Source organism: Geomonas limicola (genome assembly GCF_014193675.1).
Classification (GTDB): domain Bacteria; phylum Desulfobacterota; class Desulfuromonadia; order Geobacterales; family Geobacteraceae; genus Geomonas; species Geomonas limicola.
Window position 1 is genome coordinate 18,154 of record NZ_BLXZ01000013.1, and the last position, 13,503, is coordinate 31,656.

Below are 13,503 nucleotides of genomic sequence, written 5' to 3' on the forward strand. Positions count from 1 at the left end.
GACCGGGTAACAAAAAAGGGATCCCGAAGGATCCCTTGAATTTGTTTTGGAGCGGGAAACGGGGTTCGAACCCGCGACTTCAACCTTGGCAAGGTTGCACTCTACCACTGAGTTATTCCCGCTCAACGAGTCCTGATTTATAGCAAAACCGCCGGTGGCAGTCAAGCAAAAGTTACAGGTCGGAGATTTTTTCTGCGGCCGCAGCCCCTCCCCTATTTCCCTCCCAAAACCTTCTTCACGGTCTCGTAGATCTCGCGCGGCACGAAGGGCTTTTTCAGGATCGCCTTGGCTCCCGCATCGAGGGCTGCCTGGGTGTCGCTGTCGTAGTCGGAGGCGCTGCAGATGAGCACGTTGGCGTTCTTGTTGAGCGCCAGCATCTCGCGGGTTGCCTCGATGCCGTTTTTCTCCGGCATGTAGATGTCCATGATGACGATGTGGGGACGCAGGGCGACGTACTGGCGTACCGCCTCATCGCCGTCGGCCCCCTCGCCGACTATGGTGAAGCCGATCTTGCCGATGATATCGCGCAACACCTTGCGGAAGAAGACCTCGTCGTCAACTATGAGTACCCTGACATCCTTAAGTGCCATGCATGCCCCCACGGACTTTTCCGTTCGCGCTAGTCTTGCCAGCCTTTCGGCAGGTTCGCCAAACACAACCCCCTCGCCGACACAGCGTACGCAGCATATGTCAGAGAAAAAACAGAGTCAACGGCAAAAATGAAATAGTACCAAGAATCTCGGAAGCCTTGAGCGACCCTTTCCTTACCTCGGCGCCTGGGCCGCCGGCAAAAAAACGCCCCGCGCCGGAGAGCGCGGGGCCGAGGTACCTGCCACCAACTCGTTGCTACTTCATGGTGAGCGTCGCTGTGGCGTTGCCGCCGCTCAGGTCGATGCCGCGCGCACTCCCCGCTACCAGTTTCCCACTCCCCCAGCCGAGGGCGTACATGCCGTAGACGGCGCCCGACACTCCTGAGGGGAGGTTCGCGAGTGCCACCGCGTGGCCTGCCCCGCCACCGGCCTGCATGGCGCTACTCACCGTGGTGTCGCCGGTTAACACGCCGAGGCTGTCGATGACCATGCCGCCGTGGGTCACGAAGAGCTGCCCTTGGGTCGGCGCACCCAGGTTGCGCATGCCGCCTCCCATGCCGTGCCCCGTCCCGGTCCCCATGAGGGTCATGTCGAAGATGCCGGTGATCTGCCCCGACTGGGCCGGCAGGGTCACCTGGGGCGATTCGGCGCTCACCATGGTGACGCTTACCGCCTGCCCGGAGCTGCCGGAGACGCCGTTGTGCATGCGTCCCCTGCCGTAGAGCCCGCCCGCATCGGCCACGACCGAGAAGGAACCCTGGCTGGTATTGTCGTCGGTGAATACCAGCGGTTGCCCCGCGCTGTAGCTCGCCACGTGCAGCGGACCGGTGGAGAGTTCCACGCTGGTGCTGAACTTTCCGGTGTAGGGGTTCAGGTGGCGGTAGCGCACCTCGAAGGGGACCGAGTCGCCGGCGATGGTCTGGTAGAAGTTGATCCAGGCGCCGCTGGGGTGCATGGCGCTACTGAGCTGCGCGGTGAATTCGGTTCCCGGGGTGAGGGTGATGGTCCCGAGGTTCACACCGGTGGCCGGCGTGCTCCCCTTGTGCACGGTGATCCCCTTGACGATGGAGGTCTCGGCGTAGCGCCCGCGAATCAGCACGTCGTAGACCGCGGTGGTGGCGCTGCCGAAGATGGGGAGCGGGTACAGCGTGAAGGCGCCGGTCGTCTTGTCGACTCCGGTCAGTCGGCGCACCACGCGGTAGGAACCGTTCGGCTTCACCTGCTCGGCCTTCACCACGATGCGCGAGGTGCTCAGGTTGCCAAAGCTCACCGTGCCGGTGATGGCCCCCACCGTGGCCATGTCGAAGTAGCCGAGCCTCGGCTTGAGCAGGAACTCGGTACTGCCGGTGCTGGACTGGGAGGCGGGAAGCTTCAAGACGTCGTTGTTGAGATTGAAATCGAGGGCCAGTGCGGTGTTGCCGCCCGCCGTCACCTCGACCGGTGCCTCGGGGATGACACGGATCCCCTCGTCGGCGGTCGGCACGCGCAGGGCATACTCGGTGCTGTCGTTTGCGAGCACCACCTCGTTATTGTAGGTAAGGCCCGGGATGGATCCCACGTAGGCATCCTCGGTCGAGGCGAGGAAGATGCGCAGCTGCTGGTAGCGTCCCACCGGTAGGGTGATGTTGTTGAACAGCGAGGAGTTGCCGTTGGTGTCGGCGTACATGGTGCCGTTGGCGAGTTGGGCCAGGTCCACGGTCTGGGGCTGGGCAAGTCGGACTACCTGCCAGCCGGCCATCCGGGCGCTGCTGTACCCGGTGAACCCGGCACTGCTGCTGGTGTGAAAGCCAAGCGCGGTCACCGTCACGTAGACGTGGGCGTAGTCGCTTGCGGGAGCGTCGGTGACGTCAAGTTTCACCACGCCTGTCGCCGAGGAACTTGCCGTCGAGCCACCACCACTACAGCCACCGAGATACAGGGTGAGGGAGAGCAGGGCCAGGCAGAGCCAGGCCAGTTTGCCAACGTTCTTCATAGCAGACTCCTTGCATGGTACCGGTGGCGCTGACCACCGGCCGAGAGATAACCGCGCGGGGCGGATCGGGACAGCGTGAACCCTGTGCACCTTCTGTGTTCAGCGTTACAGGTAGGGGTTTCTATCCCTGGCGCCCGCTTGAGTTGGCAGGCATCGAAGCGGCAAACCGGCTCCGTATACCCAGCTTAAACGCCCGGCTCTGCCGCACGTTGACACGCCTGGGCAATTTTTTTACGGTTCTTTGCAAAGCTCGCGGAATGATTATCGGCACGGGGAAGCAGCGGGGGGGGGGGGGGGGGGGGGGGCGGAAAAGAAATGCGGCCAGGCAAGGTGTACCTGGCGGGACAGTGCGGAGAAAGGGGGAAGGGAAACGGGACACGCGGATCAAACATGCTGCGGGGGTTACCAGGTAAAAGCTGCAGGGTTACCGGGAAGGAGTTGCGGCGCCTGCACGGTAGCGCAGGTGATCAGGGGTGCTGCGCCGGCCCCTTCCGTGTGGCATCCGTCAGGTCCAACCAACGGTAGAAGTCGAGGTCCTGGATGAGATCGACCTGCTCCGGCGCGGTGAGCACCTCCAGATCCTCGACAGCCACGGACTGGGGGGCGCGGGCCGGAACCACCAGGAAAAGGGCCAGGGCCGCCACGGTGACCGCCGAGAGGGAGAGCCGCGCCGGGGTAAGCCAAGAGGGAAGCCAACGAACCGGCCGGCGCTCCCGAGCCTCGGACAGTGCCGCGAGGCGGGCACGGCTCAAGGCATTGAGCGTGCCCTGGTCCAGTTGGTCCAGGGAGGCATCGAGCCTTGCCCGGATCTGGTTTTCCAGTTCCTGGTCGGAAAGCTCAGGTTTCATGGCCGGAATTCCTCCAACAATTGACGCAGGGCCTGCAGGGCCCTGAAGTAGTGGGTCTTGACGCTCCCCTCGGAGCACCCCATGGCGGTGGCGGTTTGCCGGGTATCGAGCCCTTCCCAGGCCCGCATCAAGAAGGCCTGTTGCTGGCGCAGCGGCAGTCGGCGCAGCGCCTGTTCCAGCGAAGCGGCCAGCTGCTCCCCGGCAATCCGGTGGTCGGCCGGGACCGCCTGGAGATCAGGCATCTGCTCGAGTGGGTCCTCGCGGTCCGGTTCGTCGCCCAGGCCGAAGAAGCTGCGCAGGCGGTTACGCACCTGAGAACGCCGATGATAGTCGGTGATCCGGCTCTGCAGTACCCGGTAGAAAAGCGGCGCCCACTCCGGCTCCGGATGTTCCGCGTACTTCCTGACGAAGGCGAGCATGGCGTCCTGGATGATGTCCAAGGCGTCGTCCTCGTTGCCGGTCCCCAGTGCCGCCATGCGGAAGGCCTTGCGCTCCACGCCGGCCAAAAAGTCGTTCAAGCGTCCCGGGTTGTGCAGGTGCCGCTCCGTGCCGATCGCTCAGGGTCCTGAGGACCGTGGGTGACGTCTGTCTAGAAGTTGAAGGCCAGTGATGCCCCACCCTGCCAGTCGGGCGCGGCGGTTGCGAGCCCCCGGTCCAGGTACGCCTTGAGATCGATCGAATCGCTCAGCGCCCAGACCAGTTTGCCACCCAACAGCATGGTGCCTCCCGTGCCGGTTTCCACCGCGGTGGCACCCCGCACCCCCAGCGAGGGGCGCAGTCCCGGTATCACCTCGTACCCTACCCCGGTCTCGCCATCGGCGAAGTCACGTGCCGTGAAGAGCGAGGTTTTCCCCTGAAAGGTGTAGTTGCCGCTCGCGTACAGGTACCACGCTCCGAAGGACTTGGTGGCCGCCAGCCCGACGATCTCGTCGAAGGCCCCGGTCCCCAGGCCGCTCTCGGCAGTGGGGAACTTCACGGCGGCCAGGCCGCGCAGTTGGGGCGCGTAGTCCCCCTCCTTGAAAAGGAGGTACCCCACGGTGCCGACCAGGTCCCCGAAACCGTGCACCGCCTGGCTATGCTGCGCAGGGCGCCGCAGTATCCCTCCCGGCCCGGCCTGGACCGAGGGATTTTGAACCGGCCTTCCCTCCACCACCAGGTCGTTGTTCTGCCACAGGTAGGGGATCATGAGCCCCAGGTCGAGCCGGGGGGTGGGAAGGTAGAGAACCGACACCGGGATCGACAGCGTCGTCGTGGAGACCGTGTTGCCGTACCTGCCGGTTGCCAGGTCGAAGCCGATCTCGGTCGAGAAGGTAGTGGCCTCGTCGGAGGAAAGGGTGTCGGCGGCGCGGGCGGTCGTCAGGTTACCAAGGACCAGGCAGCAGATAAGGGCCAAGGCCCTCAGGTACAGCGACATCGATTCTCCTGAATCCCCCGGTGGGAGAGCCAACGCGGGAGCGGCTGAAGGTTCGGGAAAAAGCCCGGCCCCATGGCTACCTGCGCAGCATGGGGCGACGGATGTTTACGTTCCTGCGCTCGTTGAGGAGCTGCCGGCGCGTTTCGGGGGGGAGTGACTGCCACTGCTGCCGCAAGCGGCGCCGATCCTCCTCGGGGAGCCGGGAGAACTCCTGAAAGCGCTGCCGGATCGCCTCCTGCTGTTCGGGCGGGAGGTTGCGCAGCTGGGCCAGGTTCTGCCTGACCTGCTCCTGTTTTTCCGGGCTCAGCCGGCGCCAGGCACTGAAGCGCTGTCGGGCCCGTTCCCGTTCCGGGGCTTTCAAGGAGAGCCAGCGGTCCGCGCCGCGCACCAGCTGTTCCCTGCGTACCGCAGGCAGACTGTCCCAATTCCCCTGCACCGACTGCAGGGCCTGCTGCTGGGCCGGCGAGAGGGTCTCCCAGGAGTACGGGGTTGGGGCGGCCTCGCCGGCACCAGCCAGGCAGCAAAGCGCCACGAGGCAACACAGGATCATGTTAGTGCTTCGGCGCATCGGCATGCTCGTTACCCTTCTCCTTCCCTTGGTCGTCCTTCTTTTGGCCCACCGCCTTTTTCAGCGCTGACTTCAAAAACTGCACAAACTCCTCGAGGCTTAAGTTGTCGATATCCTTGATGCCGCCCGACTCGACCGTCCCCAGGTACTCGAGAAACTCGGGCGACAGCGGTTCCTCCGCCCCCCGCGCACGCCCGGCACCCAGGACCAGGGATACCAGGAGAAGCGCCAGGACCGGACCACAGCTCAGGCGTTTTCCTATGCTATAACGTGTCAGCCGACGCGCGGTTGACACCTTTTTTTTAATGTGTTGCACAGCAGCTCCCACTGCGCGGGGTGGATGAGGTACGGCCGGTTCGGCAGGCGGTCCCCGTGGCGACCGGCGCAGTGAAATAATCTAGACCAAATGGAGGCGGGAGGCAAAAGAAAAGTCGTTTCCAGGAAGGTGGCGGCGAGGAGGGCCAGCACCGACCGGGGGCAAGCGGCCCGGTCGGTGCTGAACTGCGCGGAGCTTGGGAGTCAGGACAATACCACCTGGCAAGGGTTCAGCTGTACCAAGGGCCACTTCTTCCCGCTCAAGGTCAGTGCCGGGGGATGCGGCGCGTTTTTCAAAAGTAGTTCCACGCCCAGGGATTGCAGTTCGAGGGCGATCAGTAGGGTCAATTCCCCCAGGACTCCCGCGACCTTCGAGGAGAGTTCCAGTCCGGTCCCCAGTTCGGCCGGCTGCACCCCGAAGAGCACCAGTCGCTTGGGCAAGAGGTCGATGAGCCGCGCCGCGGCCAGCAGATCCGAGATGCCCAGCTGGTGCGGGGAGATCTTCCGACGGAAGACAGCAGGGACCTGGTCCCCTTCGAAACGGATCACGGTACCCGGAGCCTTGCCGCTTTGCACGGCATCGACGATGATCAGCGCGTCGCGGCAGCCCAGCTGGTTCAAGAGCTCGAGCCCCGCAGTACCGCCATCCAGAAGTTCCACCGCGGGAGGGATCCTGAAGCGCTTCTCCAGCTCCTCGATGGCCCGCCCCCCTACCCCTTCGTCCTGCATCAACAGGTTGCCCACGCCCAGTACCAGGATGTTCATGGTGTTACCTCCTGCAGGAACCACCGGGGCCGTCCGCCTGATCTGGGGGATCAGGCGGTCGGTCCGGTGCCTGCCAGCACACGTTACGTTGCGCGCACCTCGACAATCTCCTGGTGCTCGGTGTCGGTCAGGTGAATGGCACAGGCCAGGCACGGATCGAACGAGTGCACCGTGCGCAGCACCTCGAGCGGCCGCTGCGGGTCGGCGATCGGCGTTCCCAAAAGGGACGCCTCGTAGGGGCCCGGGAGGTCCTGACCGTTTCTCGGGCCGGAGTTCCAGGTACTGGGAACCACCGCCTGGTAGTTCTTCACCTTGGCATCCTTGATCACCACCCAGTGCGAGAGCACGCCGCGCGGCGCCTCGTGGTACCCCACCCCCTTCACCTCGCCCTTGGGGAACTCGGGGCGTATGAAGGTCTTGGCATCACCGGAGCCGATGTTCTCGATGAGGTTCTTCCACTGGTTCTGCAGGACCTCGTAGAGGACCGCGGCGCGCACGGCACGGGCGGCGTGGCGGCCGATGGTGGAATGCAGCGCCTCCAACGGGATTTTCTGTCCAAGCTGCTTACCCACGGTCTCGAGGGCAAGATTGGTGTACCTCCGGGTCGGCTCGTGTCCCGCCGCGTACATGACCAGCACGTTGGCCAAGGGACCCACCTGCGCCGGCTGCCCGTAGAAGGTGGGCGCCTTCACCCAGGAGTACTTGCCGTTGTCCTGGAAGTCGGTGTAGTGCGGCTTGGTTTCCTCGTCCCAGGGATGGCGGGTCCACTCCCCCTGGTACCAGGAGTGCTTGACGCTCTCCTGGACCCCTTTCTGGAAGTACTCGTCCTGCAGGGTGCGGATCGGGTGGAACTTGGCGAAGTCGCCGCCGGGGAGGTAGCCGCCGGGGAGCAGGCAGGCGATCCCCTTGCCGTCCTCGGGGAGGTCCGGCACGGCCAGGTAGTTTTTCACACCGGCGCCGATGGCGGTCCAGTCGGCATAGGCCGCGCCGATGGCACAGACGTCCTTGAAGTAGACCTCGTTGACGAACTTGCCCAGGTCGTCGATGAGGGTTTTCACGTAGTAGAGGCGCTCCATGGTAAGGGTGGCCGGGCTGTCGGTGTTGATGGCGTTGGCCACCCCACCCACGGCGAGGTTCTGGATGTGCGGCGTCTTGCCGCCCAGGATGGAGACGATCATGTTTGCCTTTCTCTGGACCTCGAGCGCCTGCAGGTAGTGGGTGGTGGCCATGAGGTTCACCTCGGGTGAGAGCCGCATGGCGGGGTGCCCCCAGTAGCCGTTGGTGAAGATCCCCATCTGGCCGGTGTCCGCAAAGGCTTTCAGGCGCTGCTGGGCGTCCGAAAAGACCTGGGTGCTGTGCATGGGCCAGCTAGAGAGGTTCTGGGCCAGGGTCGCCGTCTTTTTTGGGTCGGCCTTGAGCGCTGACGGGACGTCCACCCAATCGAGCGCGGAGAGGTGGTAGAAGTGCACCAGGTGGTCCTGGATAGCGTGGGCCGCCACCATGAGGTTCCTGATGTACTGGGCGTTCAGGGGGATCTCCATGCCGAGCGCGTTCTCCACCGAGCGCACCGAGGCGATGGCGTGCACCGTGGTGCAGACCCCGCAGATGCGCTGGGTGTAGAGCCAGACCTCGCGCGGGTCCTTCCCCTGCACGATGGATTCGATGCCGCGCCACATCTGTCCCGACGACCAGGCGTTGGTGACCTTGCCGCCGTTTATCTCGCAATCTATCCGAAGATGCCCCTCGATCCTGGTGACCGGGTCGATCGTTATTCTCGTTGACATACAAAAGCCCTCCTTTTTACTCGAAATCAGTTCTCTGTTCTAAGTTCTACGTATGCCTCTTGGGCTGCCCTTTAACGTCCCAGGTCCTGACTCTCAGATTTTCCCTGGCCCCCAGTCCCTAGTCCCTAGCCCCTGCCTTCATCCCCCAGCCCCTGCCGTTAATGCGGCTCGGGGAAGAGGTTCAGGTACTTCGCACAGAGCTTGAAGCCCAGGACGGCGAAGGCGATCATCCCCAGGGTCAGGATCCATTCCATGGCAGAAGGGAAGTAGTCACCCCCGAACGCGGTGTTGTAGCGGGCCACCCCGAAGATGCAGACGTTGAGCCTGTTGAACAGCACGCCGAAGATGACCAGGATGTCCACCGCAAAAAGCTTGTTCCGGTTGCGGCGCACGCTGGGAAGTGCCAGGAGTAACAGCGGAAGCACGACCCCCACGGTCATCTCCAGAAGCCACATCCCACCCTCCAGGCTTCCGTCGAAGGGGGCCATGAGACCCGGCCCCTGCACCAGTTCGAAGAGCTTGAAGACCAGGTAAAAACTGCCGACGATCATGATGCCCCGGGCCAACCCCTTGATCACGTCAAAGGGGACCGAGTGTTTGAAGACCTTGCCGGTGAGGATGGTCTCGAAGCTCACCATGGAGAACCCCATCATCAGCGCAGACGCCAGGAACTGGTAGGGGAGGTGTTTGTTGTACCAAAGCGGCGAGAGTTTCCCCGGAACGATCAGGTAGTTCGCCCCCAGGGAGGACTGGTGCAAGAGCGAGAGCGCCACCCCGAACATCACCGCCCCCACCATGATCCGGTGCACCCCGTCCAGGGCGCGCTGCCAGCCGAGCTTTTCCAGGACCATCGGGCTCGACTCGGTGGCGAGCGTACTCAGGTAGAGCACCAGGTGCAAGGCGACGATGAACATGATCGAGTTGATCTGCCACATCACCAGGGGGTGCCAGATGACCAGGGAACGTCCCACGTCGAGGGTGATGGAGATGGCCGCCAGGAGGTACCCGAAGAAGGCGTTCAGGATGGAGGCGCGGGCGATGCACTTGTACTTCTGCCAGTTGAGGATGTAGACCGCGCCGGCGATCATGAAGGCCCCGGCCGCCATGGCGACCCCGCCCAGGACATCGAAGCCGATCCAGAGCCCCCAGGGCCACTGGTCGTTCAAATTACTGGCCGCGCCGATACCGAACACCAGCCGGTAACCGGCAACCACCGCGGCGAGGGCGATCAGGGAGATCATGACGCGGGTCAAGGGGGTATCGAGCTTGATGCCGAGGTGCCTGCTGACCGAGTCGTCCAGGAGCCGGTTCAACAGCGTCCCGGCGGTCTGTCCTGCGTAGCGTGTCATGTCGATCATGATTGCCCCTCCTTATCCTTCTTCCGGTGGGTGATCTGGTAGGTGGCGGTGCCGGCGCTGAAGACCCAGAAGAAGACCCAGAGTACTTTGGAGATGTAGGCCCAGGTAAGGCGTGGCAGATCGTAGTTCGGGATGTTGTTCTTGAACCCCAAAAGTTCGAAGGAAATGCCGGAGAGCATGATGTTCTGGGTCCCGCCGGCCTCCTTCAAGCCGTAGACCTGGGCGACGTAGTGCGCCGCGCCGCGCACGGTCCAGTCCTTGGAGCCGACCACCTGGATCGGGTAGCGGTACTCCTCCCCCGGACGCAGGGCGAGCCGCCTCTTGGCCTCCTCGCGCAACTCGACCACCTTCCCGAAGATGGTGGCCCCGGTCGGGCAGGCCTCGGCACAGGCCGCCATTTTCCCTTTTTCCTGGCGGTGCCTGCAGAGCTGGCATTTTCTGACTTCAGGCCAGGCGGAGTTCCACTCGTAGCGCGGCACCCCGAAGGGGCAGGCAAGCTGGCAGTAGCGGCAGCCGATGCAGCGCTCGGCCAGGTAGTACACCGCGCCGTTTTCCGGGTCCTTGCGGAACGCCCCGGCCGGGCAGACCGAGACGCAGGCCGGCGAGATGCAGTGCAGGCACTGCTGCTTGAAAAACGCGTAACCGTTCACCGCGCGGTCTTTCACCTGGGCGTTGCCGTTTTTGTACAGCTTCACGATGTTGAGGGTGTCGCCGGAGAGCTCCCGCGGCGCATCCCAGATCCCGTTGTTCGCCTCGAGGTTCCCTTTTTCGTAGGGGGGCGTACTCCTCCCCTTCTTGTAGAGCGCGCCTCCGGGGACGTTGTTTTCGGCCTTGCACTTGGACATGCAGGCCTTGCAGCCGACGCAGAGAGTCGCGTCGTAGAGGATACCGGTCGCCTGCGGGGGGAGCTCCGTCGAGAGTTGAGCCTGGGCGAGGGGAGCCAGCGGGGTGCCCGAAGCGACCAGGGCCCCTCCGGTGCCGGCGACGATCTTCACGAACTTGCGTCTTGATATCGCCATGACTACACCTCCTTGCCGTCGCCCCGCCCCTTCTCGTCACCCTCGTCGTCAGCATCGCTGCGTTTGAGGGCGGCCAGGGCGGCGGTGCCACCCACGCCGATCGCCATTCCGGCAGTACCGGCGGCAAGCACCTTGATGCCCGGAGAGATCCCGGACTTGTCGGGGAAGGCCTCCGAGAAGAAGACCGGCGGGGAGAGTTCCTTGATGTTGGCAAGGGTGAAGAGCGGCGTCTTGAAACCGACCTTTTCCTCGGTGCAACCAAAGCAGGGATGTCCTATCCCCACCGGCCAGGTGCCGGCACCGGTCTCACCGAACAGTACGGTCGGGCAGTTTGCGTAGGTTTCGGGCCCTTTGCAGCCGAGCTTGTAGAGGCAGGCACCCCGCCGGTGCAGGTCGTCGCCGAACTGCTGGGCGAAACGGCCGGCATCGAAGTGCGGCCGGCGCTCGCAGTTTTCGTGGATGATCCGGCTGTAGGCGAACTTGGGACGCCCCTTCTCGTCCAACTCGGGGAGCTTTTTGAAGGTGATGTAGTAGAGGACGGTGGATAAGAGGTTGTAGGGGTTGGGCGGGCACCCCGGGATGGTGACCACCTTCTGCTTCGGGAGCAGATCGACGATACCGACGGCATCGGTGGGGTTACTTCCGGCGGCGGCCACACCGCCCCAGGAGGCACAAGACCCCATCGCGATGACGGCCCCGGCGTGGGGTGCTGTTTCCTTGAGGATCTCAAGGGCCGTCTTACCGGCGATCTTGCAGTAGATCCCGTTGTCCTTGGTCGGGACGGCCCCGTCCACCACCAGGACGAAACGCCCCTTATTGGCCTTGATGGAATCGGCCTTGGCCTCTTCCACCTGGTGACCCGCAGCGGCGCTGAGCGTCTCCGAATAGTCGAGCGAGATCAGGTCGAGCAGCAGGTGTTCGAGGGTCGGGTGGCTGGAGCGAAGCAGCGACTCGACGCAGCCGGTGCACTCCTGGAAGGAGAGCCAGATCACCGGCGGACGTTTGGCGGTCACCACCGCTTCGGCGATGCGGGCGCCGGCGGAAAGCGGCAACCCCATCCCCGCGGCGAGTACGGTACAGAACTTGATAAAATCCCTGCGGGAGATCCCTCCCAATTGGCGACGTACTGTTGCAAACGCATCTGTCTCCATAAATCCCTCCGATCAAAACAGTGATGATCTCTACCATCCTGGCCCAATGCGAAGCTACCTTGCTGGAATCGATGCGAATTCACCTCCTTGCGCTGCTCAAGGTCTGCCGTTGACGATGCGGACGCACTCCTGCAGCCGGAGCGCGTTCCGCCAGGGTGGTATTACAGCGGACGCCGAAGAGAGTTCCGGCACGTTCCGCGTTGGGTTTTCAAGATACTGGAGAAGTCTATAGGTAGTGGCGGTGGCAGGCAGATTCTGGGGACCGAGGAGCGCTGTCTGGCGCCAGCATTCTGAAATGAAACAGGTAGTGGCTGCAGTAAAACGAAAGCGATCGTGATGAACGAAGCCATAGGCTCACACTAATTAATTTTATCCCAATGTATACGATGTCAAGAGATGTAAGAAGTTTTTTTTCATTTTTTTTGCTCCCCTCAGGCAGGAAACCGTCACCAGGCTTTTAAGCAGTAACGACAGGAGGTTAGCGCGATACCAGTTGGGAGCCCCCGACCGGTGCATCACCAGCTTCATGAGAATGGCGGACGCCGAACCCGGTTGTTTCCCTCCTGTAGGGTATGAACGGACATCAAACATCCTGGTTCTATCTAGAACAACGACCGGGAGTGGAGCTGCAACGGGGGGAATTTATAGAACGTCGTGCGCGTCCTGGTCGAGCCGATCCTCCTGGAAACGGTCCACCGCGGCCCGCAGCGCCCTCAGGTTGTCCGGGGGGGTGGCAAGGGGAAGGTCTGCCCCCGCGGTACCCAGGAGGAAGGGACCGGCCGGGACCGCGCGGTCGAGCTTGGCGAGGCTCAACTGGCAGACCTGGTCCGGGGTGAGGCTCGGCAGCAGGTGGCAGTCCAGGTTCCCCACCAGAGGGAGCTGGGAGCCCACAAGGTCGCGGGCCCGGGCCAGGTCGTCCCGGGCGCCCGGGCAGACGGCGACCAGCCCGGGGAGGCCGGCCAGGAGGTCGAGGTTGTGGTTCAGGGAGCCGCCGGTGCCGCTTAAAAAGGTGGGGGCCTTCAGTTCGTGGAACATGTCGAGCAGGTGGGGGAGGAACTGGGGGACGAAGATGCTGCGCGGCGCCACCTCGGAGACCGCCATCCCTTCGCTGACCACGAGGTAGTCGGCACCCGCCTCGAGAAGTGCCCGGGCCCAGGCGAGGAAGCAGGGACCGGTGTGCGCCAAAAGCCGCCGGGCCTCCGCCTCGTCGAAGAGCAGGATCTCTATCCAGCGGTCCAGGCCGAAAAGCAGCGCCGGGAAGATGCAGGGGCCGGGAACCGCAGCCACGATCGGAACCCGCTGCCGGTAGATATCGGCCAGACGGCGGGTAGCCTCCAGGAAGACCGGCAGCCTGCCGCTGCTGCACGGGTCCGGTAGCGGGTGACTGAGCGCCTCTTCGGGGCGCCGAAACGGGGGACGCCTGGTGTTGGGGACCTGCTCCTCGTGCCAGGCCACCTCGCCTCCGCAGGCCTCGGCGAAGGCGCTGAAATCGAAGGGGGCGAGCACCAGGTCGAAACCGAACTCCGCCTGCAGCGCCTGCTGCCCGGCGACGTAGGCCTCCGCGGAGCTGAACAGGGTTTTCAGCGCAACCCGGGTCAGCCGGGCACCGTAGGCCCCCAAAAGGGGGATGACCGGGACACGGTCCACGGGGTCCAGGTTGAGGGCGTTCTGCAGGCGCTGGTAGGGGTTCATCCGGCTCTCCGGGACAGGCTTTACCAC

The 13,503-nt window shown here is 63.8% G+C and carries 13 protein-coding genes and 1 tRNA gene; all 14 read right to left on the minus strand.

What is annotated here, in order from left to right; genetic code table 11:
• Positions 1-47 precede the first annotated feature (47 nt).
• Positions 48-122, minus strand: a tRNA-Gly gene (locus tag H7688_RS22125).
• A 90-nt stretch (positions 123-212) separates the two neighbouring features.
• A complete protein-coding gene (locus H7688_RS22130; protein ID WP_183363434.1) occupies positions 213-590 on the minus strand; it encodes a response regulator in 378 nt (125 codons plus the stop codon).
• Positions 591-846: 256 nt separating this feature from the next.
• On the minus strand, positions 847-2,562 hold the full coding sequence (locus H7688_RS22135; protein WP_183363435.1) for a DUF4382 domain-containing protein: 1,716 nt from the start codon (positions 2,560-2,562) through the stop codon (positions 847-849).
• A 467-nt stretch (positions 2,563-3,029) separates the two neighbouring features.
• Complete coding sequence (locus H7688_RS22140; protein WP_183363436.1) at positions 3,030-3,410, minus strand: hypothetical protein; 381 nt, start codon at positions 3,408-3,410, stop codon at positions 3,030-3,032.
• Positions 3,407-3,964, minus strand: coding sequence for an RNA polymerase sigma factor (locus H7688_RS22145; RefSeq protein ID WP_308470318.1), 558 nt, complete (start codon positions 3,962-3,964; stop codon positions 3,407-3,409). The genes H7688_RS22140 and H7688_RS22145 overlap by 4 nt, the downstream gene beginning before the upstream one ends.
• Before the next feature lie 35 nt (positions 3,965-3,999).
• A complete protein-coding gene (locus H7688_RS22150; protein ID WP_183363437.1) occupies positions 4,000-4,824 on the minus strand; it encodes a transporter in 825 nt (274 codons plus the stop codon).
• A gap of 76 nt (positions 4,825-4,900) precedes the next feature.
• Positions 4,901-5,392 carry a DUF3106 domain-containing protein gene (locus tag H7688_RS22155; protein WP_183363438.1) on the minus strand — a complete coding sequence of 164 codons (492 nt, stop codon included), beginning with the start codon at positions 5,390-5,392 and terminating at the stop codon, positions 4,901-4,903.
• Positions 5,376-5,687 (minus strand): hypothetical protein, encoded by a 312-nt coding sequence (locus tag H7688_RS22160; RefSeq protein ID WP_183363439.1) that lies wholly within the window; start codon positions 5,685-5,687, stop codon positions 5,376-5,378. The genes H7688_RS22155 and H7688_RS22160 overlap by 17 nt, the downstream gene beginning before the upstream one ends.
• A 224-nt stretch (positions 5,688-5,911) precedes the next feature.
• Positions 5,912-6,472, minus strand: a complete 561-nt coding sequence (locus H7688_RS22165) for a hydrogenase maturation protease (protein WP_183363440.1) — start codon at positions 6,470-6,472, stop codon at positions 5,912-5,914.
• Positions 6,473-6,555: 83 nt separating this feature from the next.
• A complete protein-coding gene (locus H7688_RS22170) occupies positions 6,556-8,256 on the minus strand; it encodes a nickel-dependent hydrogenase large subunit (protein ID WP_183363441.1) in 1,701 nt (566 codons plus the stop codon).
• A gap of 158 nt (positions 8,257-8,414) precedes the next feature.
• Complete coding sequence (gene nrfD, locus H7688_RS22175; RefSeq protein WP_183363442.1) at positions 8,415-9,614, minus strand: NrfD/PsrC family molybdoenzyme membrane anchor subunit; 1,200 nt, start codon at positions 9,612-9,614, stop codon at positions 8,415-8,417.
• Positions 9,611-10,633 (minus strand): hydrogenase 2 operon protein HybA, encoded by a 1,023-nt coding sequence (hybA, locus tag H7688_RS22180; protein WP_183363443.1) that lies wholly within the window; start codon positions 10,631-10,633, stop codon positions 9,611-9,613. The genes nrfD and hybA overlap by 4 nt, the downstream gene beginning before the upstream one ends.
• Before the next feature lie 2 nt (positions 10,634-10,635).
• Positions 10,636-11,784 (minus strand): hydrogenase small subunit, encoded by a 1,149-nt coding sequence (locus H7688_RS22185; RefSeq protein WP_183363444.1) that lies wholly within the window; start codon positions 11,782-11,784, stop codon positions 10,636-10,638.
• Between the two features lie 642 nt (positions 11,785-12,426).
• Entirely contained in the window at positions 12,427-13,503 is a 1,077-nt protein-coding gene (locus tag H7688_RS22190; RefSeq protein WP_183363445.1) for a uroporphyrinogen decarboxylase family protein, read from the minus strand.